This window comes from Caballeronia sordidicola, assembly GCF_002220365.1.
Classification (GTDB): Bacteria; Pseudomonadota; Gammaproteobacteria; order Burkholderiales; family Burkholderiaceae; genus Caballeronia; species Caballeronia sordidicola_C.
Map to the genome: position 1 here is coordinate 53,518 of NZ_MTHB01000255.1, position 26,309 is coordinate 79,826.

The 26,309-nt window shown below is 58.7% G+C and carries 27 protein-coding genes; 12 read left to right on the plus strand and 15 right to left on the minus strand.

Annotated elements, in window-relative coordinates; all coding sequences use genetic code 11:
• Nucleotides 1-10 precede the first annotated feature (10 nt).
• The 9 genes from BSU04_RS35805 to BSU04_RS35845 all read left to right on the plus strand — a co-directional run bounded on the left by BSU04_RS35805 (nucleotide 11) and on the right by BSU04_RS35845 (nucleotide 8,053).
• On the plus strand, nucleotides 11-1,501 hold the full coding sequence (locus BSU04_RS35805; RefSeq protein WP_089164964.1) for an NADH-quinone oxidoreductase subunit M: 1,491 nt from the start codon (nucleotides 11-13) through the stop codon (nucleotides 1,499-1,501).
• A gap of 24 nt (nucleotides 1,502-1,525) precedes the next feature.
• Complete coding sequence (nuoN, locus tag BSU04_RS35810) at nucleotides 1,526-3,004, plus strand: NADH-quinone oxidoreductase subunit NuoN (RefSeq protein ID WP_089164965.1); 1,479 nt, start codon at nucleotides 1,526-1,528, stop codon at nucleotides 3,002-3,004.
• Entirely contained in the window at nucleotides 3,004-3,300 is a 297-nt protein-coding gene (locus BSU04_RS35815; RefSeq protein WP_089164966.1) for a DUF2818 family protein, read from the plus strand. Before nuoN ends, BSU04_RS35815 begins: the two co-directional genes overlap by 1 nt.
• Before the next feature lie 71 nt (nucleotides 3,301-3,371).
• A complete protein-coding gene (locus tag BSU04_RS35820; protein ID WP_089164967.1) occupies nucleotides 3,372-3,974 on the plus strand; it encodes an NUDIX domain-containing protein in 603 nt (200 codons plus the stop codon).
• A 216-nt stretch (nucleotides 3,975-4,190) separates the two neighbouring features.
• Entirely contained in the window at nucleotides 4,191-4,706 is a 516-nt protein-coding gene (locus BSU04_RS35825; RefSeq protein ID WP_089164968.1) for a DUF1178 family protein, read from the plus strand.
• A gap of 69 nt (nucleotides 4,707-4,775) precedes the next feature.
• Nucleotides 4,776-5,972, plus strand: coding sequence for an acyl-CoA dehydrogenase family protein (locus BSU04_RS35830; protein ID WP_089164969.1), 1,197 nt, complete (start codon nucleotides 4,776-4,778; stop codon nucleotides 5,970-5,972).
• 10 nt (nucleotides 5,973-5,982) lie between these two features.
• Nucleotides 5,983-7,104, plus strand: coding sequence for an acyl-CoA dehydrogenase family protein (locus BSU04_RS35835; RefSeq protein WP_089164970.1), 1,122 nt, complete (start codon nucleotides 5,983-5,985; stop codon nucleotides 7,102-7,104).
• Nucleotides 7,105-7,136: 32 nt separating this feature from the next.
• Nucleotides 7,137-7,595 carry a MaoC family dehydratase gene (locus tag BSU04_RS35840; RefSeq protein WP_089164971.1) on the plus strand — a complete coding sequence of 153 codons (459 nt, stop codon included), beginning with the start codon at nucleotides 7,137-7,139 and terminating at the stop codon, nucleotides 7,593-7,595.
• Nucleotides 7,592-8,053 carry a MaoC family dehydratase gene (locus tag BSU04_RS35845; protein ID WP_089164972.1) on the plus strand — a complete coding sequence of 154 codons (462 nt, stop codon included), beginning with the start codon at nucleotides 7,592-7,594 and terminating at the stop codon, nucleotides 8,051-8,053. The genes BSU04_RS35840 and BSU04_RS35845 overlap by 4 nt, the downstream gene beginning before the upstream one ends.
• Nucleotides 8,054-8,267: 214 nt before the next feature.
• Here BSU04_RS35845 and BSU04_RS45955 read toward each other — a convergent pair whose 3' ends face one another.
• From BSU04_RS45955 to BSU04_RS35880, 8 genes are all read right to left on the minus strand, one after another.
• Entirely contained in the window at nucleotides 8,268-8,867 is a 600-nt protein-coding gene (locus tag BSU04_RS45955; protein WP_144021458.1) for a hypothetical protein, read from the minus strand.
• Nucleotides 8,864-9,820, minus strand: a complete 957-nt coding sequence (locus BSU04_RS35850) for a hypothetical protein (RefSeq protein WP_089164973.1) — start codon at nucleotides 9,818-9,820, stop codon at nucleotides 8,864-8,866. The genes BSU04_RS45955 and BSU04_RS35850 overlap by 4 nt, the downstream gene beginning before the upstream one ends.
• Before the next feature lie 453 nt (nucleotides 9,821-10,273).
• Complete coding sequence (locus tag BSU04_RS35855) at nucleotides 10,274-10,966, minus strand: glutathione binding-like protein (RefSeq protein ID WP_089164974.1); 693 nt, start codon at nucleotides 10,964-10,966, stop codon at nucleotides 10,274-10,276.
• A gap of 115 nt (nucleotides 10,967-11,081) precedes the next feature.
• Nucleotides 11,082-12,296 (minus strand): acyl-CoA dehydrogenase family protein, encoded by a 1,215-nt coding sequence (locus tag BSU04_RS35860; protein ID WP_089164975.1) that lies wholly within the window; start codon nucleotides 12,294-12,296, stop codon nucleotides 11,082-11,084.
• Between the two features lie 19 nt (nucleotides 12,297-12,315).
• The gene (locus BSU04_RS35865; RefSeq protein ID WP_089164976.1) at nucleotides 12,316-13,425 is read right to left on the minus strand and encodes a phosphotransferase; all 1,110 of its coding nucleotides are present in this window, start codon (nucleotides 13,423-13,425) and stop codon (nucleotides 12,316-12,318) included.
• 92 nt (nucleotides 13,426-13,517) lie between these two features.
• Nucleotides 13,518-14,246, minus strand: a complete 729-nt coding sequence (locus BSU04_RS35870) for a histidine phosphatase family protein (protein ID WP_089164977.1) — start codon at nucleotides 14,244-14,246, stop codon at nucleotides 13,518-13,520.
• Nucleotides 14,243-15,031 carry an oxepin-CoA hydrolase, alternative type gene (locus BSU04_RS35875; protein WP_089164978.1) on the minus strand — a complete coding sequence of 263 codons (789 nt, stop codon included), beginning with the start codon at nucleotides 15,029-15,031 and terminating at the stop codon, nucleotides 14,243-14,245. The genes BSU04_RS35870 and BSU04_RS35875 overlap by 4 nt, the downstream gene beginning before the upstream one ends.
• A complete protein-coding gene (locus BSU04_RS35880) occupies nucleotides 15,028-16,569 on the minus strand; it encodes a 3-hydroxyacyl-CoA dehydrogenase (protein ID WP_089164979.1) in 1,542 nt (513 codons plus the stop codon). The genes BSU04_RS35875 and BSU04_RS35880 overlap by 4 nt, the downstream gene beginning before the upstream one ends.
• Before the next feature lie 115 nt (nucleotides 16,570-16,684).
• Here BSU04_RS35880 and BSU04_RS35885 point away from each other — a divergent pair, with 115 nt between their 5' ends.
• On the plus strand, nucleotides 16,685-17,344 hold the full coding sequence (locus BSU04_RS35885) for a glutathione S-transferase family protein (protein WP_089164980.1): 660 nt from the start codon (nucleotides 16,685-16,687) through the stop codon (nucleotides 17,342-17,344).
• A gap of 3 nt (nucleotides 17,345-17,347) precedes the next feature.
• On the opposite strand, the gene BSU04_RS35890 is transcribed toward BSU04_RS35885, so the two are convergent.
• Nucleotides 17,348-18,529, minus strand: coding sequence for a pyridoxal phosphate-dependent aminotransferase (locus tag BSU04_RS35890; RefSeq protein WP_089164981.1), 1,182 nt, complete (start codon nucleotides 18,527-18,529; stop codon nucleotides 17,348-17,350).
• Between the two features lie 42 nt (nucleotides 18,530-18,571).
• Complete coding sequence (locus BSU04_RS35895; protein WP_089164982.1) at nucleotides 18,572-19,087, minus strand: putative toxin-antitoxin system toxin component, PIN family; 516 nt, start codon at nucleotides 19,085-19,087, stop codon at nucleotides 18,572-18,574.
• A 55-nt stretch (nucleotides 19,088-19,142) separates the two neighbouring features.
• Here BSU04_RS35895 and yaaA point away from each other — a divergent pair, with 55 nt between their 5' ends.
• Both yaaA and BSU04_RS35905 read left to right on the plus strand, forming a co-directional pair.
• Nucleotides 19,143-19,922 carry a peroxide stress protein YaaA gene (gene yaaA, locus BSU04_RS35900; RefSeq protein WP_089164983.1) on the plus strand — a complete coding sequence of 260 codons (780 nt, stop codon included), beginning with the start codon at nucleotides 19,143-19,145 and terminating at the stop codon, nucleotides 19,920-19,922.
• Between the two features lie 56 nt (nucleotides 19,923-19,978).
• On the plus strand, nucleotides 19,979-21,139 hold the full coding sequence (locus tag BSU04_RS35905) for a M14 family metallopeptidase (protein WP_089164984.1): 1,161 nt from the start codon (nucleotides 19,979-19,981) through the stop codon (nucleotides 21,137-21,139).
• 182 nt (nucleotides 21,140-21,321) lie between these two features.
• Here the strand turns inward: BSU04_RS35905 and BSU04_RS35910 are convergent, their stop codons facing one another.
• The 5 genes from BSU04_RS35910 to BSU04_RS47230 form a co-directional block, all read right to left on the minus strand.
• Nucleotides 21,322-21,921: a BspC domain-containing protein gene (locus BSU04_RS35910; protein WP_089164985.1), complete on the minus strand. Its 600-nt coding sequence runs from the start codon at nucleotides 21,919-21,921 to the stop codon at nucleotides 21,322-21,324.
• Between the two features lie 178 nt (nucleotides 21,922-22,099).
• Entirely contained in the window at nucleotides 22,100-22,774 is a 675-nt protein-coding gene (locus BSU04_RS35915; RefSeq protein WP_089164986.1) for an energy-coupling factor ABC transporter permease, read from the minus strand.
• Between the two features lie 117 nt (nucleotides 22,775-22,891).
• A complete protein-coding gene (locus tag BSU04_RS35920; protein ID WP_089164987.1) occupies nucleotides 22,892-23,710 on the minus strand; it encodes a LuxR C-terminal-related transcriptional regulator in 819 nt (272 codons plus the stop codon).
• Between the two features lie 906 nt (nucleotides 23,711-24,616).
• Nucleotides 24,617-25,831: a DUF2863 family protein gene (locus BSU04_RS35925; RefSeq protein ID WP_089164988.1), complete on the minus strand. Its 1,215-nt coding sequence runs from the start codon at nucleotides 25,829-25,831 to the stop codon at nucleotides 24,617-24,619.
• Between the two features lie 62 nt (nucleotides 25,832-25,893).
• Nucleotides 25,894-26,309, minus strand: a 416-nt coding sequence (locus BSU04_RS47230) for a hypothetical protein (protein ID WP_218827399.1), incomplete at its 5' end; no start/stop codon positions are given.

Below are 26,309 nucleotides of genomic sequence, written 5' to 3' on the forward strand. Positions count from 1 at the left end.
ACACCTATCTATGCACTCTTTACCAATTCTTAGTCTCGCGATCTGGACGCCGATCATTGTCGGCATCCTTGTACTGGCAATAGGCAATGACAGCAATCCGGGCCCCTCGCGCTGGCTAGCGTTGATCGGCTCGATTCTTGGACTGATCGTCACCATTCCCCTGATTACCGGCTTTGACAACGCTTCGGCCGCGCTGCAGTTCGAGGAGAAGGCCGTCTGGATCGACCGCTTTAACATCTCGTATCACCTGGGTGTCGACGGCCTGTCCATGTGGTTCGTCGTGTTGACCGCGTTGATCACGGTGGTCACGATCATCAGCGCGTGGGAAGTCATCACGGTTCGCGTGGCGCAATACCTGGCCGCGTTCCTGATTTTGTCGGGCCTCATGATCGGCGTGTTCTCGACCGCTGACGGCATGTTGTTCTACGTCTTCTTCGAAGCAACGCTGATTCCGATGTACATCATCATCGGCGTGTGGGGCGGCCCGAACCGCGTGTATGCAGCGTTCAAGTTCTTCCTGTACACGCTGATGGGCTCGCTGCTGATGCTGATCGCGCTGCTGTATCTGTACACGCAGACGCACACGTTCGATATCGCGACGTGGCATGCGCTGAAGATCGGCTTCACGCCGCAGATATTGCTGTTCATCGCCTTCTTCCTGGCCTTTGCCGTGAAGGTGCCGATGTGGCCGGTCCACACGTGGTTGCCTGACGCCCACGTGGAAGCGCCGACGGGCGGCTCGGTCGTGCTGGCCGCGATCATGCTGAAGCTCGGTGCGTACGGTTTCATCCGCTTCTCGCTGCCTATCGCGCCGGATGCCAGCCATTTCCTGGCGCCGGTGGTGATCACGTTGTCCTTGATCGCGGTGATCTACATCGGCTTCGTGGCGCTGGTGCAGGAAGACATGAAGAAGCTGGTGGCGTATTCGTCGATTGCGCACATGGGCTTCGTCACGCTTGGTTTCTTCATCTTCAGTACGCTCGGCATGGAAGGCGCGATCATTCAGATGATCTCGCACGGCTTTGTCTCGGGCGCGATGTTCCTGTGTATCGGCGTGCTGTACGACCGTATGCATTCGCGCCAGATTGCGGACTACGGCGGTGTGGTCAACGTCATGCCGAAGTTTGCCGCGTTCGCCATGCTGTTCGCGATGGCCAACTGCGGTTTGCCGGGTACCTCGGGTTTCGTTGGTGAATTCATGGTGATTCTGGCTGCCGTGAAGTTCAACTTCTGGATTGGTTTCCTGGCTACCTTCACGCTGGTTCTCGGCGCGGCTTACACGCTCTGGATGTACAAGCGCGTGCACTTCGGCGCGGTTGCGAACGAGCATGTGGCGAAGCTGAAAGACATCAACAAGCGCGAATTCTTCATGCTCGCCGTGCTTGCTGTATTCACGCTGTACATGGGCCTGTATCCGAAGCCGTTCACCGACGTGATGCACGCATCCGTAGAAAATCTCCTCTCCCACGTCGCGCAGTCCAAACTGCCGCTGGCCCAGTAACGCGTGCGGAGGAAATAAAAGATCATGCAAAACGCCCCCATGAGTGCCCTGTTACCCGATGGACTGTTGATGTTGATGGTCGTCGTGGCCTGGTTGAACGACACCATCTTCGGCACGAAGAGCCGTCACACGACCTACCTGATTTCGGTTGTCTCGACCGTTGTGGTCGGTGTGTGGTTCGCCTTCCAGGCGCTCGATCCCACGCCGCACTACTTCTTCACGCGCATGTACGTGGTCGACCCGTTCGCGAGCGCGATGAAAGCGGTCGTGACGCTCGGCTTCGCGGTATCGATCATCTATTCGCGCAAGTATCTTGAAGATCGCGACCTGTTCCGCGGCGACTTCTTCCTGCTTGGTTTGTTCTCACTGCTCGGCCAGTGCGTGATGATTTCCGGCAACAACTTCCTGACGCTGTATCTCGGCCTGGAACTGATGTCGCTGTCGTTGTACGCAGTGATCGCGTTGCGCAAGGACTCGCCGCAGGCCAACGAATCCGCGATGAAGTACTACGTACTGGGCGCGCTCGCTTCGGGTTTCCTGCTCTACGGTATCTCGATGCTGTACGGCGCGACCGGCTCGCTCGAACTGAACGAAGTGGCGAAAGCAATCGCAACCGGCCGCATCAACGACGCAGTCCTGTTGTTCGGCGTGATCTTCGTGGTGGCGGGCGTGGCATTCAAGATGGGCGCGGTGCCGTTCCACATGTGGGTGCCTGACGTGTACCAAGGTGCACCGACCGCGATGACGCTGCTCACCGGCGGTGGCCCGAAGGCCGCGGCGTTTGCATGGGGGCTGCGTTTCCTCGTGATGGCGCTGTTGCCGCTGGCGGTGGACTGGCAAGAGATGCTGGTGATCCTGGCCGCGTTGTCGCTGATCGTGGGTAACGTGACCGGTATCGTGCAGAAGAACATCAAGCGGATGCTCGCGTACTCGGCTATCTCGAACATGGGCTTCGTGCTGCTGGGCATGCTGGCGGGTGTTGTCGACGGCAAGGCTGACGGTGCCGCGAACGCGTACAGCTCGGCCATGTTCTACAGCATCATCTATTTGCTGACCACGCTCGGCACCTTCGGCGTAGTCATGTTGCTGGCACGCAAGGACTTCGAAGCCGAAACGCTTGACGACTTCAAGGGCCTGAACCAGCGTAGCCCGGTGTTCGCGTTCGTGATGATGATCATGATGTTCTCGCTCGCCGGCATTCCGCCGATGGTCGGCTTCTACGCGAAGCTTGCCGTGCTCGAGGCCACCATGAACGCCGGCCTGACGTGGCTCGCGGTGCTGGCCGTCCTGTCGTCACTGGTGGGTGCGTTCTACTACCTGCGTATCGTCAAGCTGATGTACTTCGATGCACCGACCGACGCATCGCCGATCGTCGCGGACAACCTGAAGCGCGCGCTGCTCGCGTTCAACGGCCTGGCTGTGCTGGTGCTCGGCATTGTTCCCGGACCGTTGATGAACGCCTGTCTGGCCGCGATCACGCACACCTTGCCGTTCCAGTTGTAATGTCGGCAGCGGGCTGGTTTATCGTGTTGTTGGCGTTGGTCGGCGCCAACCTTCCGTTTGCGAATCAGCGTCTTTTCTCTGTCGTCTCACTCAAGACGACGAAGAAAAGCGGCTGGATTCGCATCGCGGAATTGATCGTGCTTTATTTTGTCGTGGGCGCACTCGGCTTTATGCTTGAGGCGCGTGCGGGCAACCGCTTCGAGCAGGGCTGGCAGTTTTACGCCGTGACCTTCAGCCTGTTCCTGGTGCTCGCGTTCCCCGGCTTCACGTTCCAGTATCTCGTCAAGCGCCGCTGACGGCGAAGGCCGTCGTGGCTTGATCTTCGCGTTTCACTTTAAAGTTGAGCGCGTTTCTCTCAAGGTGCACGATGGCTGACCAACCTCTCGATTTCCCCGATTCCGACGATGGCCTGATCGAGAAGACGGTCGAGAGCAAGTTGCTCTATCAGGGCAAGTTCCTCAAGCTAAAGATCGATACGGTCGAACTGCCCGATGGCAAGCACGCCACGCGCGAGTTCGTCGAACATTCGGGCGCCGTCATGATCCTGCCGCTGTTTGATGACGGCCGCGTGCTGCTTGAGCGGCAGTATCGATATCCGATCGCCAAGGTCCTGCTCGAATATCCCGCGGGCAAGATCGATCCGAACGAGAGCGAACTGGCGTGCGCAAAACGCGAGCTCCACGAAGAAACCGGCTATACGGCACGCGAATGGTTTTTCCTGACGCGAATTCATCCGGTGATTTCCTACTCCACCGAATTCATCGACCTGTATTTGGCCCGTGGGTTGACTGCAGGCGAAAGCAAGCTCGACGAGGGTGAATTCCTGGAAACGTTCATCGCGGACCGGTCGCAGATTTTCGAGTGGATCAGGAGCGGCCATATCAGCGACGTCAAGACGATCATCGGCAGTTTTTGGCTGGAAAAGGTGATGTCGGGTGAGTGGGCGTTGGGCGATCCGGTCAGTGACTGAGAAGTCCGACACACTCCATAAAAAGCGGCCGTGAAGGCCGCTTTTTATTTGTCTGCTCAATCACGACGGCGTGCCGTTCGGCACGCGTTCCTGCGCCGGGCTAAAATCGAACGTGTGTTCCTACAATCTATCAAATGGTCGCGACGTGATTTTTTGCGAACGGTCGTTCACAAAACGCGTTTTTGCGATTAAACTTTCTGGCAAGCCCCGATCAGCATGAAGGTTCTCGACTTGAAGTGCTCGCACGACCATCGTTTCGAAGGCTGGTTTGCTTCGACCGAAGAGTTCGAATCCCAGTTGTCGCGCAAGCTCGTGGCTTGCCCGGTGTGTTCGACAACGGAGGTGAGCCGCATGCCGTCGGCGCCGCGCCTGAATTTATCGGCGAATCGTTCGGAGAATCGCTCTTCGAGCAGTTCCGATCAAGGCGGAAAAGAGGCTGCGGGATCGGACGGATCGAACGGATCGAGCGTCACGCAAGCGGCCCGGCCGCCGCAAGACGCCGATCAAGCGCTTCAGGCGCGTGCGCTGCATTTCATGCGGGAAATTCTCGCGAAGACGGAGAACGTGGGCGACCGTTTTGCTGAAGAGGCGCGGCGCATGCATTACGACGAAGCGCCGGCGCGCAATATTCGCGGCGTCGCAACGCCCGAGGATGCGCACGCATTGATGGAAGAAGGCATCGACGTGATGCCGTTGCCCGTGCCGGCCGCACTGAAAGAGCCGCTGCAATAAGCTGAATTTCGTTCAGCTCAATGCGCGTCTCCTCATGGCCGACCCGGGTCATGACAGGAGACACAGCGCATGGACCTGAATTATTCCCCCGCCGACGACGCATTTCGCGCCGACATCCGCGCCTGGCTCGACGCCAACCTGCCGCACGCCCTGCGGACCAAGGTACTCGATCACAAACGTCTGAATCGCGACGACTACGCGAGCTGGCACAAGCTGCTCGGCACGCGTGGCTGGTCGGTTGTCGCGTGGCCGAAGGAGTATGGCGGTCCCGGCTGGGATGCGACGCAGCGCCATATCTGGGACGAAGAATGCGCACGTATCGGTGCACCCGGCGTGTTGCCGTTCGGGGTATCGATGGTCGCGCCCGTCCTGATGAAATATGGCAGCGCCGCGCAAAAAGCCCACTATCTGCCGCGTATTCTCGATGGCACAGATTGGTGGTGCCAGGGATATTCGGAACCCGGATCGGGTTCTGATTTGGCGTCGCTGAGAACGCGCGCTGAACGCCAGGGCGATCACTACGTGGTCAACGGCCAGAAGACCTGGACCACGCTCGGCCAGTTCGCCGACATGATGTTCTGCCTCGTGCGCACCGACACCGGCGCGAAGAAACAGGAAGGCATCTCGTTTCTTCTCATCGACATGAAGACGCCCGGCATCACCGTGCGCCCGATCATCACGCTCGATGAAGACCACGAAGTCAACGAAGTGTTCCTGGAAGACGTGAAGGTGCCGCTCGAGAATCTGGTCGGCGAAGAAAATCGCGGCTGGACTTATGCGAAGTATTTGCTCGGGCATGAGCGCACGGGCATTGCGCGCGTGGGGCAATCGAAGCGAGAACTGGTGTTCCTGAAACGGCTTGCCGCGAATCAGAAGAAGGGCGGCGTTTCGTTACTCAAGGATCCCGTGTTCTCCTCGAAGATCGCCGCGCTCGAGATCGAGATGATGGCGCTCGAGGTCACCGTGCAACGCGTGGTGGCGAGCGAAGCGAACGGGCGTGGGCCGGGGCCGGAGGCATCGATGCTCAAGATCAAGGGCACTGAAGTCCAGCAGGCGCTGACTGAACTCATGGTCGAAGCTATCGGCCCGCAAGCTGCCGCGTTCGATCCCGCGTATCTCGAAGGCGAGCGTGAACACAGCCTTGCCGGCGACGACGCCGCCGCACCGCTTGCCGCGTACTACTTCAACTTCCGCAAGACGTCGATCTACGGCGGCTCGAACGAAATTCAAAAAAACATCATCGCGCAGATGATTCTGGGCTTGTGAGGAGTTGCACATGGACTTCAATTTCACCGATGAGCAGCAACAGTTCAGGGACGCATTGCGCCGGTATCTCGACAACGAGTACACGTTCGATGCACGCCAGAAGATCGTGGCGTCCAGGGAAGGTGTCGATGCGAAACATTGGACGGCATTCACGGAACTAGGCTTGACGGCCTTGCCGGCGCCCGAAGCGCAAGGCGGTTTCGATGGCGGTCCGGCCGATATGCTGGTCGTGATGCAGGAACTCGGACGCGCGCTTGTCGTGGAGCCGTATTGGGCGACGGCCGTGGGTATCGAAGCGTTGCGGTTGGTGGGCGATGACCACGCGAACGCGTTGCTCAAACGCGCGGCCGGCGGCGAGATCAAGCTCGCGGTGGCGTTTCACGAACCGCATGCCCGCTACGACCTCTTTTCGGTCGACACCACCGCGCAAGAGAAAGGCGATGGTTTCGTGTTGAGCGGCCAGAAGTCTTTGGTCCTTCACGGCGCGCAGGCTCACTACTGGATCGTGCCGGCACGGCTGGGTGGCGAAATTGCGTTGTTCGCCGTTGCGCGTGACGCGGTGAACGTGGACGTCACGGAGTATCGGACGATCGATGGTCAGCGCGCCGCGACCATCACGTTCACGGCTACGCTTGCTGAGCGTCTCGGCAAGGCCAACACGGGCGCAGCCACGCTCGAACGTATTGGCGATTACGCGACGTTTCTGCTGTGCGCCGAAGCTGTCGGCGTACTCGATGCGCTGAATCACGCGACAGTCGAGTACACGAAGGAGCGTAAGCAATTCGGCACGCCGATCGCGCGTTTCCAGGCGTTGCAGCATCGCATGGTCGAGATGCTGATTCATGCCGAGCAGGCGCGATCGATCACGTATCTTGCCGCCGCCCGATACACGAGCGATGACGCCGATGAACGCCGCCGCGCAATTTCCGCGGCTAAGGCGCGGGTCGGTCAGGCAGCGCGTTTCGTTGGTCAGCAGGCAGTGCAACTGCATGGCGGGATGGGCGTGACGAACGAAGTTGCGGCAGCGCATTGGTTCAAGCGCTTGTCGATCATCGAGACAACGTTAGGCGATGTCGATCATCATCTGGCACGGTTTGCGTCGTTGCCTGGATTCGCCGACACTGACGTTTAATTAATCGATGCATTGAAGAAAGGAGAGCGGGGATGACGTTCAGCTATGAGGATTTCGAAGTTGGAGCGGTGGCGCAATTGGGAGGTCATACGTTTCTGAAAGAAGAGATTATCGAATTTGCCGGGCGTTATGATCCGCAGCCTTTTCATTTGAGCGAGGCGGGTGGTGAGGCATCGCCATTTGGCGGATTGGTCGCCAGCGGCTGGAACACGTGCTCCGCGATGATGGGCATTCTGGTGCGCGACATGCTTGCCGATTCCACATCAATGGGTTCCCCCGGGCTCGACAACATCCGCTGGCTCAAGCCGGTTCGGGTGAACGACACCGTGAGGTTGACCGTGCGCGTGTTGAGCAAACGGGTCTCGGGGAGCAAGCCGGATCGTGGAATTGTTGCCACGCGTTGGGAGGCCTATAACCAGCGTGATGAACTGGTGTTGACCGTGGATTCAGCGGCAATCTTTGGGCTTCGTCACCCGGGAAACTCGCAATGACGCTAGCCACGTTAGCCAGTGCAGCGGATGTAAAAGCCGCGGAGGGTGGCAAAGAGTATGTGAGCGAGTGGTTGGAAATAGATCAATCACGCGTGAACCGATTCGCCGATGCCACCGACGATCACCAGTGGATCCACGTCGACGTAGAAAGAGCGAACAAAGAGTCGCCGTTTGGCGGACCGATTGCGCATGGATTTTTAACCTTGGCGTTGGTCCCGATGTGGCTGGAGCAGTGCGTGCCGTTGCAGCAGAAAATGGGCGTGAACTACGGCATGAACAAGGTGCGGTTCATGTCGCCGGTACGGGTCGGGACGAAGCTTAGGGCGAGGTTCGTAGCGGAAACGGTGACCGACGTGGAAGAGGGTGGCGTGCAGGTGATCTGGCGTGTGACCGTGCAGAAAGAAGGCGGTGTGAAGCCGGTATGCGTCGCTGAATTCATCACCCGGCATTACTTCTGAAAGGCAGGGCGGGGGCGGCAGTCAGTAATGCGATCATGTTTCGATCCGCAAGAGCAGAGGGGAAGCATCGCTTGAGGAGGGCAACTCAAATATCGCCCGATGAGAGCCCACTTTGAGCGTTCGTGGGCTCATCGACGCTTTAGATACTTCGGATCTTTAGAAGCGCCCACTCGACGTTTGCTCTACTGGATTGTGTGTCGAATGCGCGGGTTCGTTAGGTCGATCGAAGGAGTCGACGTATTTTTGTCCAAAAACTCATCCGATTTGCGTCAGGCGCCGGTGGGTTAGCCAACGAAGGCAAGGTGCTTGAGGCTGCCAATGGCGGTGAGGCTCCCGGTGGTGCGAACTCTGATAAGGGTGGGGAGCGCTTAGAAAATTTCTTCAGAGACGGTGGCGTAACCGTTGATCGCACAAAGACATCGTTTGGTCCATATTCCCTTGCTTCGATGAAGTCCGCGTCTTTGGGCGCGACGGGTGCTCCTTGCTCATCGAGCGATAACGTTACGATCTTGACTATGGGAATACAGGCCTTGGCTCGTGAGTCACCATGGCTTACCTCGGCATGGTTCGTATCTTCGCAATACCATGCCATGCGCTCCGGCCAGTTTGCCACCGGCATATATTGTTTTGAGTCGTTCCACAAATAGACCCATTCAATGGTGCCTGGATGCGGCAACCGCGGATCGCGCATGCCGCGAAGCTCAGTAATTTTAGGGACTTTCATTATCTCAACCTGCATCGGTGAAGAACTGCACGCCATTAAAGTAATGATGGACGATAGCGAAAAGACTTTACGACGTAGATAACGGTTCATCCCGAGATCGAATCAAAGTATTGATATCGCGCAGGGTAGCGCGTACGGCCTTGTTCTTCGCATGGCGTTCCCTTGCTCGTCCAATACATATTTGCGGATTCTGCAAAATCCTCATTTAGATTCTTTTGCGCATATAGCGAAGGTGCTTGACCGTCGCTGCTCGTAGCATCGCGATATGCGTCCCGCATTCCGGGGTCTGCACTCCGCAGAGCTTCGCTTACCTGATGCGCAGTTTCGTGGACCATCGTGCTGTCAATGTATCGTTGTGGAATGGTTCCAGTCCACCCGTGCCAGGGATAGACCGCAACGCCCTGTTGGATGTTAGCGGTCGCCGCTGAATAGAAATCGGCTTGTCCATACTGTGCGGCCCATTTCGCGTCGTCAGGATTGGCGGCGGCGTTGGTCACCACCCGGTTGATATTCGGCAAGTTTTGATCGGGTAGTTTTCCTAATGCCTCCGCGATCTGACGTGGTTCTGCAAGCGCAGTGTCGACAGGTGGCTTTTGGAGCGGTACCAAGATAGGTATCGTCTGTCCATTGATTATTGCGTCATATTTTGTAGCTGGCCCAGATTCCCCGCTCGGGAAGTCGACTTGCATCTGTTTTCCGGGGATCAGTTGCACGGGGTTTCGTTTCTTGTACAGGTCGGCTGGCGCGTCGATTCGCCCCTTTGATCCATCCAGATAAGAGCAATCGAAAGACCCCTTATTGGTTGGCGCAGGTACCCGCCCTGGCTCGGCATCGGCATCGCTCTCGAAATCGCTGATGGACAGCATAGCGGGGGCGATTTGTGTGCCTCTCGTCAACGCATCGCCGTTCGGTGCGAAACCCATCTTCGCCAGATAAGCTATGCCATATGATTCGAACATTTCGTTTTGCGAGGCAATCACCGGCGGTGTGGGCTTGCATTTGCAAATAGCCAAATCGTCGTGAAGTGCGGGTTGTTGCTTCATCCACGTCGGCGGATGGCGTGGGCCGATCCCAGCGAGGTAACCCGTGGACTTGCATCTCGGGCAGTAGATCTCCGCCCCAAGGAATGAAACGTTCGTTCCTCGATGGCTCACACCTTTGATACCTTGATTGACTGTTGCGCCGCTGGTTGTTCTGTCACCCTGCTTAATGTAAGAACGTCGCATTGTTCGGGTGTCCTCTTTATAAAAATGTCTACGATCGTTTTATCGAAAACATTGATTAAGAGTCAATGAGACGTATCTTATGTACGTTGATGTGGCGCCTGGTAACTGACGCGATAGTGCAGAGATGAAGAGCACAAAGCCCCGTGGAAATGGGACTTTGTGCTCTTCATTAGGACGGCCCTGAAAATTTCTTTTGAGTAGACAGGACCATCGTGAGCCGTGGAACCGTGGGTCTATTGGAAGCAAGAGTTGCAATGTCGTGTAGTGCGGTCATCGCCTCGCATACTGCTGCGCGCCAAACAGCACTTCGCGTTGTTTGTCACCGGTCAATTCCTTGCGAGCAGAAGCGAGTACTTCAACGCCGCGGATAACCGCAGGCCGCGCGGCAATCTCGTCAAACCAACGCTTTACGTTCGGAAATTCATCCAGTTCAATACCCTGGTTTTTCCAGGATCGCGTCCACGGAAACGTCGCGATATCGGCGATCGAATAATCATTTCCCGCGAGATACCGCGTCACGCCCAATTGCTTGTCCATCACGCCATATAAGCGCTTGGCTTCGTTCGAATATCGATTGACCGCGTACTCGATCTTCTCGGGCGCGTAGATCCGGAAATGATGTGCCTGGCCGAGCATGGGTCCAACGCCGCCCATCTGGAACATCAACCACTGCATGGTCGTATATCGGCCGACAGGATCCAGAGGCAAGAACTTCCCCGTTTTCTCAGCTAGATAAAACAGGATCGCACCGGATTCAAAGAGCGCTAACGGCTTACCGCCTGGGCCATCGCTATCGACAATCGCGGGAATCTTGTTGTTCGGGCTGATAGCCAGGAACTCGGCCGTGAACTGATCGCCTGCGCCAATATCGATGGGAATCGCTTTGTACTCGAGTCCGAGTTCTTCGAGCATGATATGAATCTTGTGGCCGTTCGGCGTGGCCCAGCTATAGGCGTCGATCATTTTCGCTCCTGGTGCTCAACACGGGAAAGCGACCACTCCGCCCAATCAGGAATCGCCGCTCAAAAACGCTGCCGAAAATTAGACCATAGTTCGCAAAAAGACGCTGGACACCGTCTCACGCGTACCGTGAAAGCTCCAGTTTGGCGATCGCGTTCCGATGCACTTCATCGGGCCCATCTGCAAGCCGCAGTGTCCGTGCATGCGCGTAGGCGTAAGCGAGCGGAAAATCATCGGACACGCCGGCCGCACCATGCGCCTGGATGGCCCAATCGATGATCTGGCACGCGATATTCGGCGCTACCACCTTGATCATCGCGATCTCGCCGCGTGCACCCTTGTTGCCGACGGTGTCCATCATGTAAGCCGCTTTCAGGGTAAGCAGACGCGCCTGTTCGATCATGATGCGTGCCTCGGCAATACGCTCCTGCGTCACGCCGTGCGAGGCGATCGGTTTGCCGAAAGCGACACGTTGCAGCGTACGTTTGCACATCAATTCGAGCGCGCGTTCAGCCAGTCCGATCAGGCGCATGCAGTGATGAATCCGACCCGGCCCAAGACGTCCCTGCGCGATTTCAAAGCCGCGTCCTTCGCCGAGTAGCATGTTCGACACCGATACGCGTACATCCTCGAGCGTAATGTCCATGTGGCCGTGCGGCGCGTCGTCGTAGCCGAACACCGAGAGCGGCCGGTGAACCGTGATGCCGGTCGCGTCGGCGGGGACGAGGATCATCGATTGTTGCTGATGCTTCGGTGCGTCGGGATCTGTCTTGCCCATCACGATGTACACCTTGCAGCGCGGGTCCCCGGCGCCCGACGACCACCATTTGTGGCCGTTTATCACGTAACTGTCTCCGTCGCGTACGATGCTGCACTGAATATTCGTCGCATCCGACGAAGCCACGTCCGGCTCGGTCATCAGGAACGCGGAACGGATCTCGCCTTGCAGCAACGGTTCGAGCCATTGCAGTTTCTGTTGCTCGCTGCCATACCGTTCGATGGTCTCCATGTTGCCCGTGTCCGGCGCACCGCAATTGAAGACTTCCGGCGCCCATGGCACGCGGCCCATGATCTCGCAGAGCAGCGCATATTCCAGATTGCTGAGTCCTGCGCCGCGTTCGGATGCGGGCAGGAACAGGTTCCAGAGGCCGGCATCGCGGGCTTGTTCCTTGAGCCTTTCGATCAACTCCGTCGGGACCCATGCGTTGCCGTTCGCACGATTGGCGGCGACTTCACTATTGAACGCGCGCTCGTTCGGATAGATGTGTTCATCGAAGAAATGGCTTAGCTTTTGGCGCAGTTCCTGCACTTTCGGCGTGTAATCGAAATTCATATCGTCTCCTCATTGGTCTTTATTCACCGACTTTCTGCGCATATGACCACGCGAGTTCGGCCATGGGTTTTGCGCGCTTGCCGGCATCAACAGCCTGTGTGCTTGCCGCCGTGCCTTCGCTCACCCGCTTCATGATTCCCTGCAGGATTGCGGCAATTCGGAACATGTTGTACGCGAGGTAGAAATTCCAGTCGCCTTGAATGGCAAGGCCGGTGCGGGAGAGGTATGTCGCGACGTATTCGTCCTCATCGGGGATGCCCAGCGCCGCCCAGTCGAGGCCGCCGATACCGCGAAATTGCGTCGGATCCACGTGCCACGCCATGCAGTGGTAAGCGAAATCGGCGAGCGGATCGCCAAGCGTGGACAGCTCCCAGTCGAGCACGGCGAGCACGCGTGGTTCGGTTGGATGGAAGATGAGGTTGTCGAGCCGGAAGTCGCCATGAACGATCGATACACGTTGCGCCGGTGCGCCTTCTGCGCCGCGCGGAATATGTTTCGGCAACCATTCGATCAGCTTGGTCATCGCATCAATAGGCTCGGTTTCCGACGCAACGTATTGTTTGCTCCATCGGCCGATCTGACGCTCGAAATAGTTGCCCGGCTTGCCGTAGGTATCAAGTCCGACGTGCGCGATATCGACCGAATGGAGCGCAGCGATCACGCGATTCATCTCGTCGTAGATTGCGCCGCGTTCGCGCGGTGTCATACCCGGCAGCGCCTGATCCCACAACACGCGGCCTTCGATGAACTCCATCACATAGAACGCTCGCCCGATAACGCTTTCGTCCTCGCACAACGCGAACATCTTCGCGACGGGAACGTCGGTGCCGGCGAGCGCGTCCATCACGCGATACTCACGTTCGATCGCATGCGCCGATGGCAATAACTTCGCCGCCGGCCCGGGTTTCGATCGCATCACATAGCTGCGCGCGGGCGTGATGAGCTTGAAGGTGGGGTTCGACTGGCCGCCGGCGAACTGCTCGATCGTAACTGGTCCGGCAAAGCCTTCAACGTTCAATTCCAGCCATGCGGATAACGTCAGAAGATCGAATTGTTGCCGCTCGCTGACCGGGCGTGTTCCCTCGAATGCTGAAAAATCCTGCGGTACGGGGGTATTATTTGCAGCCATCGTTGTCTCCTCCGGTCTTGCGTTTGTTGAGGCATCACGCCGCGTCGCACCGTTCACGGGGGTTTTACTTCGGCGTGCAGACTGCGTGCCCGCTATGACTTCATGTGCGACTTAAAACGGACGAACTGCGCATACAGCAGTTCCATGGTCGTGTTCCGTACAGCGGCGTGAAGCGGCGAGGGCGGTGAATGATTCAGCGCGCGGATCACCCAGTCGCCGGGTTTATCGCCGACATCGAGCGCGTTGATGCAGCCGGTAGTCTGCGAAAGATGACCGAAAAACGTACGGCCACCGCTCGTGATCGCGTGCGACAACAACGCACGATTGACGCCGCCGTGCAGCACGAGGAGCACCGTATCCCACGATGCATCGTCACGCAGGCTTTGCAGCGGCGGCAACACGCGGTCAAGCAACTCGCCAATAGTCTCGCCGCCCAGAAACGACGTTGTTTCAGGCACGATGCCATCGAACACGCTGAGAAACGCGCGCTCGACATCCTGGGCCGGCAGGTCGCTCAGCCGGCCGCCGCGAATCTCCTGCCACTCCGGCCAGATGTCGATATCGATCTGCTGACCGGTTTCGGCCAGCACGCGTTGCGCCGTCTCGATCGTGCGCGGCAGGCCGCTTACGATAACCTTATCGAAGCGGATTTGCTGCGCCCTGAACTCGCGTCCCGCCGCGCCCGCTTCCTCGCGGCCACGTTCATTGAGCGGCACGCCTTCCGGGTCGATGGCACGGCCGCTGGCATCGAAGTAAGTCACGTCGCCGTGGCGCATCAGGAAGATGCGGCGGCGTTTGGGCAGTTCGTACGAGGGCGTCATTTGTAGTGCGGTGGCCTTTTCTCGAGGAACGCGTTGATGCCTTCGAGCGCATTGCCGTTATGCAGGGCATCCACGAAACCATCGCGTTCGTCGTCCAGATGTTGCGCCAACGACTGCGTCTCGGCCGCTTCGATCAGCGTCTTGATCCGCGCGAGTGCTTTCGGCGCCATTCGGCCCAGTTCATCGGCCCACGCGATGGCGGTATCGAGGGCTGCGCCCGGTTTCGTCACGCGGTTCACAACCCCCACGGCATGCAGCCGCGCGGCGCCAACCGGTTTCGCCTCAAGCAGGATTTCGGTGGCGAGCGCACGCGGCAACGCGCGCGTGAGGAACCATGAACCGCCGCCATCCGGCGTGAGACCCACGCGGGAGTACGACATCACGAACTTGGCGTCTTCGGCGGCGACCAGCAGATCGCACGCGAGCGCCAGCGAGAAACCCGCACCCGCTGCAGCGCCTTCGACGGCCGCGATCACCGGTTTCGTCGATGACCGCAATGCCACGATCCACTCGCCGAGCATATCGATACTCGCGGCCTGCACCGACGGATCCTTCGCCCGGTTTTCGAGCAAGCGGTTCAGGTTGCCGCCGGCGCAAAAGAAGTTATCGGCGCCGGTCAGCACGATTGCGCGCACCGACGTATCACGTTCAGCCGTGTTCATTGCTTCAATGCCGGCCGTGTACATGTCCGGGTGCAGCGCGTTGCGTGCGCCCGGATTGGACAGCTTGAGAACGAGCGTGGTGTCGCTTTCGGCAGGGCGGGCGGAGAGCAGTTCGGCGCTCATGCTGCGGCCTCGTCGAGGGTGAGCGACAAGCCGAGCTGCGCACGGCGCGCGAGCCAGGGCGACGGACGATAACGCGGGTCGCCGAGCACGGCCTGCATATTGCGCAGGATCATGAGGATCGTGCTTGCGCCGAGCGCATCGCCAAGGGCAAGCGGACCACGCGGGTAACCCAGGCCGAGCGTCACGGCAAGATCGATATCGGCGGGACTTGCAATGCGTTGCTGCGCGATATCGCAACCAATGTTGACGATGGTCGCCACCACGCGCTGGGCAACAAACCCCGTCGAATCGCGGATCACGGTGACGGGAACGCCATCGAATGCGAAGAGCGCGTGCGCGGCGTCGCGGAACTCGGCGGTCGTGGCGGGCGTGGTCATGATCGTGCGGCGCGCGGCATCGGCGAGCGGGAACAAGGTGTCGATAGCGACCGTGCGCGACGCGTCCAGCTTCTCCGCAACGGCTGCGGTGGTGGCATCGTGGCCGAGCGGCGTGACAATGATCAGCGAATCCGGCGCTGGCGTGCCGCCGGTATCGATAGTGACAGCCGTTTCCATCTTCGCGATCAAACGGAACACTTCTTCACGCGCATGTGCCGATGCCCGGCTGACCCATACGCGACGCGGCAGCGTCGTGGGCGCGGGCGTTTCTTCGGGAGTTTGCTGCTTGCCGTCTACATACTTATAGAAACCTTCGCCTACCTTGCGCCCGATCAACCCACCGGCGAGCCGCGTGCCCGTGATAGGCGACGGTGTAAATCGCGGTTCCTCATAAAACTGGTGATAGATCGATTCCATCACCGGATGCGACACGTCGAGCGCAGTCAGGTCCAGCAACTCGAACGGTCCAAGCCGGAAGCCGGCTTGTTCGCGCATGATCCGGTCGATATCCGCGAAACTCGCCACGCCTTCGCTCGCGATCCGCAGGCCTTCGGTGTTCATGCCGCGCCCGGCGTGATTCACGATAAAACCAGGCATGTCCTTCGCGCGCACGGCCGTATGGCCCATCTGGCGGCCGAGCGCCATCAGCGCGTCGCCGGCAGCGGGGTCTCCCCGCAATCCGTCGATCACCTCGACCACTTTCATCAGCGCAACCGGGTTGAAGAAGTGCAGGCCGACCACGCGCTGCGGTTTGGCACAGCCCGCGGCAATGGCTGTAATGGACAGCGACGACGTGTTCGACGCCAGGATGCAATGCTCGCCGACCACGCCTTCGAGCTCACGGAACAGTTCCCGCTTGACATCCAGTTTTTCCACGATGGCTTCAACGACCACATCGCAATCGGCCAGGTCGCCGATTGCACCGGCCGCATGAATGCGAGCCAGTGCGGCATGCGCATCAGCTTCGTTCAGCTTGCCTTTTGCGGCAAGTTTGTTCAGGGTATCGGCGAGATACTCGAGTGCAGCCGTGATGGCTTGCTGGTTGGTGTCATACAGACGCACGTTCAGGCCGCCCAACGCTGCGATCTGTGCAATGCCGCGTCCCATCGCGCCGCTGCCGACAATACCCAGGGTCCGAATCTCTGTGTCGCGAAAACTCATGGCGTGTCTCACTCCTTATTGCTAGATTAGCACGATCGTACTGTTTATAAGGTAGCCCTGAAGGCCGCCGATTGCCTGCATTGCTTCAAAACCAAAGATGTTCAGGAGACTCAAGATGCTCAAGCTGTATGGTTTTCCGCTGTCCAACTACGTGAACAAGGTGAAGTTCGTGCTGCTCGAACACGGCATTCCGTTCGAGGAGGTGCGTGCGAATTTCGGCCAGGACGAAGCAACACTCGCGCTCTCGCCGCTCGGCAAGGTTCCGTATGTGGAGACCGAGGCCGGGGCGCTGTGCGAGTCGCAGGTGATTGTCGAATATATGGCGAGCGCTTATCCGGAGAAACCCATTTTTTCCGCCGATCCTTTCACGGCCGCCAAGGAGCGCGAAATGATCGCGTTCCTCGAGACACATCTGGAGCTGGTTGCCCGCGAGCTCTACAAACAGGCGTTTTTCGGCGGCACTGTGACTGATTACACCAAGGTGCGCGCGGAAAAACGGCTCCGGCATGGCATTGCCGGATTCAAGCGGATTGCGAGGTTCGAACCGTATGCGCTCGGCACGACCTTCAGTATCGCCGATGTGAGTGCATTCGTGAATTTGCCGCTGATCGGACTGACGACGAAAGCGATCTATGGAGCGGATTTCCTGCTGGAAGCGGGAATTGACTGGAAGACGCACAACAAGCTGGTGGGCGAGCGGCCGGCCGCGCAGAAAGTTACGGCGGACCGGCTCGCTTTCATGGAAGCGCAGAAAAAAGCGCTGCCGAAGATCTAGCCTTTAAAGACTGGCGAGACGTTCAAGCGCGGTGCGCAGCGTCTCTTCCTTTTTCGCGAAGCAAAAGCGCACGACGCCCGATTCGTGGCTCTCGTGATAAAACGCCGACACCGGAATGGCCGCGACGCCAATCTCGCTCGTGAGCCATTGCGAGAACTCGGCCTCAGGCAGCTCGCTGATGGCCGAATAGTCGACGCACTGGAAATACGTGCCGTCGCAAGGCAGCAGCTTGAAGCGCGAGTTGGCGAGGCCTTCGCGGAAAAAGTCGCGTTTTTGCTGATAAAAAGCGGGCAATTCCAGATACGGAGCGGGGTCTTCGAGGTAGTCCGCAATGCCGACCTGCATCGGCGTGTTCACGGTGAAGACGTTGAACTGGTGGACCTTGCGGAATTCCGCCGTGAGCGCAGCGGGCGCGGCGACGTAACCGATCTTCCAGCCCGTCACGTGAAAGGTCTTGCCAAAACTCGACACCACGAAACTCCGCGCGGCCAGGTCTGGATAGCGGCACACGCTTTCGTGCGGAGCGCCGTCGAAGACCATGTGTTCGTAGACTTCGTCGGAGAGAATCAGCACGTCGGTGCCGCGCAGGATCTCGTCGAGCTTGTGCATGTCTGCGGCGCGCCAGACGCGGCCCGTCGGGTTGTGTGGCGAGTTGATGATCAGCAGGCGCGTTTTCGGCGTGATCGCAGCGGCGATCTTGTCGAAGGGCAACGCGTAATCGGGTGCTTCCAGCGCGACAAACACCGGTTTGCCGCCCGCCAGCTCGATGGCCGGCACGTAGCAGTCGTACATCGGCTCGATCACAACGACTTCGTCGCCCGGGTGCACGCAGCACAAAATGGCGGTGAGGATGGCCTGGGTCGCGCCTGCAGTGACGGTGATCTCGCGCTCGGCGTCGTATTGGCGGCCATACAGCCGTTCAATCTTCTCGCTGATCGCGCGGCGCAGCGGCGCGGCGCCGGCCATCGGCGGATACTGGTTGTGGCCCTCGCGCATGGCGTTCGACACGGCGTCCACAATGCGCGGATCGCATGCGAAATCCGGAAAGCCCTGGCCTAGATTGACTGCGCCTTTCTGCGTTGCGAGCGCGCTCATGACCGTGAAGATGGTCGTGCCGACGTTCGGCAGGCGCGAGGTGATGGCAGGAACGGCGGGCGAATACGAAAGGTCGTGCGAGGCGTTCATGGTATGGGCGATCGGCTGCGCTAAAGGGAAATGTGTCCCATTTTAAACGTCGATGGCGTTCGTTTCTTTGTTCGTTTCTTCATAAGCTTCAATGTGCGCTTCGAGGCTAGCTTCAAAGCTGGCCACGAATGGCGCGGGCTGCGCGATGCGAAACCCGAAGTCGCGTGCCGTGCGTTTCGCGAGTTTAAGCACCGCGCGATCCTTCGAAACCAGCCAGTCCGCTCGGCTCGCGTGCGCCAGTTCAAGAAATTTCTGGTCGTCGCGATCGCGGCATTTGGGCAACGGCGGCGCGTCGGCGGGCGGTGGTTCGGGGGCAACGAGTTGCGAAAGCCGCGCGATAGTTTCGAGCGCTTCGGACTTATTCACGGCGAAGCGCACGAATTGCGGATAGTCCAGCACATACGTCAGTTCTTTGAGGCAGCGCGAATCGATCAGCGCTTCCAGCGTACCGGCTTCAAGCGCGGCGCGGATTGGACGCGTGATGGGGTCATCGAACACCAGGATGTCGATCCAGACATTCGAATCCAGCACGGCGCGCAGCACGGGGGATTTTTTCATTCGATACAATCAAGGGTTTCCGTCTTCATCGTTGGCAGCATGCCGGCGAGCCCCTATGATAATCGTTCTATCGCCGGCCAAATCGCTCGACTACGAGACCCCGCCTCACGTCAGCAAGCACACGTTGCCTGAATTCGCCGCCGATTCCGCTGAATTGATCGACGCGTTGCGCAAGCTCTCGCCACAGGACATCGGCAGCCTCATGCATATTTCCGATCCGCTCGCGCGACTCAATTTCCAGCGTTATGCGGACTGGTCGCCGACATTTGGCACGCATAATTCGAAACAGGCCATGCTGGCGTTCAACGGGGACGTATACGAGGGTTTTGACGCAAAATCGCTGCACGCAGCCGATCTCGACTACGCACAAACTCATGTGCGTGTGCTGTCCGGGCTGTACGGGCTGCTCCGGCCGCTGGATCTGTTGCAACCTTATCGGCTGGAAATGGGCACCAAGTTCGCCAACGCTCGCGGCAAGGATTTGTATGCGTTTTGGGGCGACCGCATTACGGTTGCACTGAACGCGCAGATGAAAAAACAGAAGGGCGCGCGCGTGCTGGTGAACTGCGCGTCCAACGAGTATTTCAAGTCGGTGCAGCCGAAGCGCCTGGACGCGCCGGTGATATCGCCGGTGTTCCAGGACTGGAAGAATGGCCAGTACAAGATCATCAGTTTTCACGCTAAACGCGCACGCGGCCTGATGGCGCGATTTGCGGTTCAGCATCGAATTGACGAGCCGGAAGGCCTGAAGGCTTTCGAGAACGAAGGTTATACCTTCGATAAAAAGGCATCCACTGAAACGAGTTATGTGTATCGCCGGCGGCTGGGTCTTTGAGCGCAGCGGGCACGTTCGAGATTCGGCACCAGATTCCGCACTATTAAGGAAGCGTCATGAGCATTTCAATCACGAGCCAATTCGATGCAGGCGCGATAGATGTCGTGTCTAGCGACGATCCCGCGGCCATTCGCCTGCGTGTGCGTCCGGACAGTCACGCCGACTTCGCGCAGTGGTTCTACTTCCGTGTCTCGGGCGCGCGCGACGAGCCGCTCACACTGACCTTCGAGAACGCCGCCGACTGTGCGTTCGCCGATGGCTGGCGCGAGTATCGGGCGGTGGCGAGCTACGACCGGATCAATTGGTTTCGCGTACCCACGCGTTACGACGGCCGCGTATTGACCATCGAGCACACGCCCGATTTCGACGCTGTCTATTACGCCTATTTCGAGCCGTATAGCGAAGAGCGCCATGCGGGTTTCCTCGGCGCTGTGCAGCAGATGCCGCACGCGACGCTCACTGAAATCGGCCAGACTGTGCAAGGCCGGCCCATGTCGCTGGTGTCGCTCGGGTTGACTGAAGAGACCGAGCGCCCGGTGAAGCCGAAGAAGAACGTGTGGATCATCGCGCGCCAGCATCCCGGCGAGACCATGGCCGAGTGGTTCGTGGAAGGGTTGATCAAACGGCTGGCGGGCTGGGGCGACTGGGCGGGCGACCCTGTCGCACGATTGATCTTTGATCACGCTGTGTTCCATATCGTGCCGAACATGAATCCCGATGGCAGCGTGCTCGGCAATCTGCGCACCAACGCCGCGGGTGCCAACCTGAATCGCGAATGGATGGAACCCGACGCGGCGCGCAGCCCTGAAGTGCTGGCCGTTCGTAACGCCATTCACGCACTGGGCTGCGATCTTTTCTTCGACATTCATGGCGATGAAGCGTTGCCGTACGTGTTCGTGGCCGGATCGGAGATGCTGCCCGGCTTTACCGAAAAACAAGCGCAGGAACAGAAGGCGTTCATTGAATGCTTCAAGCAGGCGAGTCCTGATTTTCAGGACGTGTACGGCTATGAAGCGAGCAAGTACCAGACGGACGCGTTGAAGCTGGCGTCTAAATATGTGGGCAATGAGTTCGGATGTTTGTCGCTGACGCTTGAGATGCCATTCAAGGACAACGCGAATCTGCCGGACGAGCGGGTTGGATGGAACGGCGAGCGCAGCGCTGCGTTGGGGGCGTCGATGCTTCAAGCTATCCTGCGGCATCTGCAGGCGTTCTGAGGCTGACGAGCGGAGTGATTGAGCGCCAGTGACCGTATGCGATGCGGGTGCGTATCGAAGGAACTGCATCAAAGGGGCGTGATCGCTGGACGGCGATCACGCCCCTTTGTCTTGGCGTTCGGACTCGAGACGGTGACGCGGAGGACGGTGAGTCAGTAGACGGCAGCTCAGAGGACGGTGACTCAGTGCTTCTTTTTGCTCGTCGGTTTTTTCGTCGTCTTGCTGCCTGCCGATTTCGAACTCGTCTTGCCTTTGCCCTTGAGCGCGCCATGCCGGCCTTTTGCGCCGTGGCTCGAGCGGGGTTCGGCGCGCGGCCTGGCTGACGGCACGGGATCATTCCAGCCGAAAGCCAACATCTGGCTGCCTACGTAGCCACAGCGGAACTTCAACGTGGAAGGGCTGGAGTCGCCGTCCTTGGTGACCCCAAGTCCCTCGACTGTCACGACGTTGTCCACCTTGATGCGTTGCTTGTGGTCGTCGAAGGCGTCGTTCCAAGGGGCGATGCTGCCATGAGCGGAATCAAAGGAACTGGCCGGAAACTCTACGTGGTCGAACGCCGTCGACGTACTTGCCACGAAACTTCCGTGTGCAGCGCAGTCGGCCACCAAGGGATTGGCGTTGAAGTCAGTGACGAAGTGATTGACGAGCTCGTTGCGTTCGTCGAGCGTATCGGCGAACGCGGTGGCGCTGCATGCGGCCGACGCGAGTGTCGCCATTGATGCAATTACCACCAGCCGGCCGACCAGCCGGAGCAGTCGACGCGGTACTTGAATACTATCCATCGGGTTCTGCACTAAAGAGACAACAGGCACGTAAGATGCCCGACAGTGAGCGGGAGTTCCATCTTATATTAAATTCTTTCACGAACCGCCAGTGATGTCCTGCCTCGACGCAGGTTCTGCCGCGGATTTTGATACGCGAAAAGGTTTGGAATGGATGGGTTTGGAATCGATGCGGCGTTCAGACGCGCGGCCCACGATCTAGCCGATAACGCCGGACGTCGAACGTAGTGATCCAGGTAGGTCGGTAGACGGTGATCAGGATGGTGAACACGCCGGTAAACAAGGCCTCGCCGGCTACAAGGAGGGAGGCAGCGAGCGTGAACCCAGCCGGGATAATAAGCTCGCCGTCGGCAAGCACGATTTGCAGCAGCAGTCCTGCCGAGCACGCTATTGCGACGGCGCATGCCGACGTCAGGAACCCGTGACCGATGATGAACACGAAGAGACTTCGCGGAATCCACGCCTGGATAGCTTTCTGTAGCAGAGACGATACGGCGACGGGCAATGCACCAAACAATATGAAGGTCACGGGAACGCCAGGCCATGAGGCATCCAGCACGACGGCCGCCAGACCGGTTGTCACGGCCATGCCGACCATCGCGAGTTGCCAGTCGAACAGCGTGACCATCAATGTTGCGCCCAGCAGATGAATGGCTGGACCGTCTTCGAACCAGGTATTGCACGCCCACAGTACCGTCACCGCGACGACAATGCCGAACCAGACGTGCTGAAGCGTCCCATCTTGCAACCGTCGAAACGGGTTCTTCCAGATCGCAAGCGCGAGCACGCCCGCGGTGACAATCCAGCCACCTATTGCGAGCCAAAGCGGAAGAGGTGTGTAGAAGAAACCCATAAATCTTATATTACTCGTTTGCGCCGGAAAACGTGTGCATTGACTGTGCCAGCGGGGATTTTCCAACACGCAACGCGTCAATCTACGCGTTGCGTCCAGACTGTGAAATAACCGTGTTCAGTCGCCGAAGCGGGGTTGGGGTTCGGCGGCCATGGGCAGCAAGTGTTCCTCTATTTCCGGACGCGGCGCGTACGTCAGCAAGGCGGCCGCGCGCAGTGGCACAGGACCGGCATCGCCGAGCGCTGGCCGTGGCGACGCGTCAGCCTCGCGCTTCAGGACTTCAAGGTAGCCGTTTTGCCAGCCGTTATAAATGGCAACGGCTGCGGCGCGATTCGGTGCACCGAGTTGCTGGAAGATACTGCCCAGGTGAATTTTCACGGTGCCCTCGCTGATTCCAAGTGTCTTCGCAATGATCTTGTTGGTGCTGCCCATGTGCACGCAGCGCATGATTTGTTGTTGACGCAGTGACAATGTGTTGAATCGCTTTGAGCCCTTTCGAAACTCTTTCGGTTCGGTGTCGCGACGTGGCAGGAAAACGGGCTCGAGCGTCGGATCAAGCGCGCACGCAGGAACGTAATGGCCACCCAGCAGAACCATTTCAAGCGCCCGAACAATCAATGTAGGGTCAAGATCGCGTGGCACCACGCCGAGCGCGCCGGCGCTGAGAAGCATGCGGACCTGCGCGGTTGATGCTTCGTCTACGATGATTGCCGCAGGGATCCTGGGGAAGGCGCTCAGCAGCGTGCGCAGATCTGCCATGCGCATGGCGTCGTGCCAGTCGATCACAATCATGTCCGGTTCGAGCCGCAGGACTTCACTTGCTGCTTGCCGCCAGTCTTTCGCCTCGTTAAAACGCGCGCGCCGGTCGATATGCCTTAACAGGGCCTTCAAACCTTCGCGACGCTCGGCTTCGGAGTTGACTATGGTGAATTTCATGCGTGCCTCGTTGTTATATGGGTTCGGCGCGATGCCCGCTTCCGGGCGGGCGATATGCGACTGAACCGATAATGACCGATCGCGGCCGAAATTACGCCCTGACCGAACGGCATAGGCATTACGCACAAAATCCCGGGCTGTTTTTCGCCTGGCGGTTGATTTGGTGAATTAATTTCTGTTCAGGGCAGGTTTGCTAAGAGGAGTCTCAAATATCTATGATCGAAGCTGGGGTGCTTCTTAAATGGCAGTGTGAATACGAGACGTATTGAGACTTATCTGGGGCGTGTTTTCGAGTCGCGGCATCGCACTGCATGGGGATAATTTGGGTTGATCTTGCTTGAGTCCGCTAACGGCGTTGTTTTGATCTGACAACGCGGCAAGTGGCTTGAGCTTTTCGCTGCTTCTCAACATTGATTTTCGTCCGCTCAGTCGCGCCGACGGAGTAGTAGATAGGGGCTCAGGGAATGAAAACACGATAGCGACGCGGCTATCCGGGTTGCATCGCATAGGCGATAGGGCGGATCAACTGTCCAGGATCCTTACTAGCGGTAGCGAACTCGACGCTTTGGACTGCTTCGTGAAATGGGCTTTATTTGTGGGGCGTTGGAGCGCGACTGTTTGTTCGCGCGACGCGGATTCCGGAGACGTCCCATGCAATCGGTAGTCGAGCGTTGTGAGTGCGTCACGCAAAAAAACTGTTCCAATGGGCGCTGGAACGGTTTTTTGTATCGGATCAGGACATTGAGGTTGGACCCGTCAGGATTTGCGATGCCTCGTATTCCGCCAGTCCGGATACGTTGATCTCCGGATCGTTTGCGATGATGCAAACCGGGGAGGGCGCCAACGTTCGGCATACGAGCGGCCAACGCCTTCGACCTCCGCGCTTTGCCTCTTACTTTGCCTTAGTCAGTGAAAATGCGGCTGGGCTGGCTCAGCGTCTTCCGGCATTTCCGCATGGACGATTTCCCCGAGTGGATCCGCATACAGCGGCACACCGCAATCATCGCAATATTCCGGCTCGAAACGGCCGGTGTGACGACGTACTTCGGTTACGCCCGAGCGCTTCAACAACGCAACGATCTCCTCTACCGGACCATCCGCGCCTTCGAGTTCGGCCGCTTCTTCCGCTGCATTAATTTCTCCGTTTTCCCGTCCGTAGAGCGGCCAGACGACGCCATAGATCACGTCATTGCTGCCGCGGCGCGTAAAGCCGATCCGATATTCATCCACGCGCTGCTCGCCGAACCCTGCAATGACGGCGCGTAGTTCGTCAGGCGCCGTGCCGAGCGTGTCGAACAGGTAGCGAACGGCGGTGCGAACCGAGTGTGGCCGAACTTGTTCGTCGGCGTCACGACATGCCGAGTAGTAGGCGTCCGGCAACAGGCATTCGAATTCGCAACCAGGCAGGATGGCGGCAAAACTGGCGCCGCCTTGGGTTGCCCAGTGTTCAAGGCACTGGCCGCGTTCGATCCGGGTGCCGGCCGTTTCCTCTTGCCACCGGAACAGCGCGTTGCCAGCAGGAACGATGGCCATCGCAAGCAAAAAGCGCGGATCGGCGAGGATCGGTGAGGTTTCAGGCAGGTCACCGAGATTGAGACGCGCTGGCGCGTTGCCGAGTACGGTTTGTATGAGTTGCTGCGCTACACGCGCAGTTTCCACGTGGTGGCGCGGCAACTGGTCGATGCTATAGAGGTACGGCGCAACCGACACCTTGGCGCCTTCCGCGAGCACGTGCGCTTGCAGTTGAGCACGCAAGGCGTCTACCACGTCGGCCTTGAGCGGCCCGGACGGGATCGAGTAACGCGTCCATGCCAGCACGGGGGCCGCAATCAGCAGTGCTTCGTGCGGCGCGCCGTCGATCTCGATCGCGAACGACTCGCTTTGTGTTTCCGCCATATCGGCGAGCGCGCCGTAAGCGTCCGGAAACTTGAGTTGAAGATGGTCGAGCGCGGCATCGAGCGCAGTCTGATTGCCGTTGCGCACCATTTTCCCGAGAAGAGTGTCGAGACGCGCTTCCCAGAACCGGTCTTCTATACGGCTACCCGATGCGAAGAGCGAGAGCGAAAGACCGACGAGCTTGTCGGCATCCGGGGGAAGTCGTTTGGCGATTCGCGAGCGCATAGGAGGCAGTTATCAGGTGCAGAGAACCGTAGATTGTAGTCGCTATGCGTGCGGTTGGACCATTAGTGCATCGCCTCTCTGCGATGCCGGGTTTGCACCTTTCTTTTTGCGTCCTTTATTACCGCAGGGAAGGTCCCGTTGAAATTCTTTTCGCGAACCCCTTGCGCGAGGAGGAAACGGGCACTAGAATTCCGTTCCTTCGCTTCACGAAGAGGCGAAGGGAAGTGAGAAAGTGCAGTGAGCGTGGCGCTTGAGAGGATGCCGCAGAGCCAAGCAGGACGGGCTTCGCAGCGAATCGGAAAGTCTGGGTTAAGTAAAAAAACCTGTTGACGAAAAGCGAAGCGCACGACATAATCTCGTTTCTGTGCTGCAGATGCAGCGACGCGAAAGCGGCAGGGTTCTGAGGGTAGGGATCGTGCGGTGGGTAGCGAATGTTCTTTAAAAACTAACAGCCGATAAGTGTGGGCGCTTGGTGCTT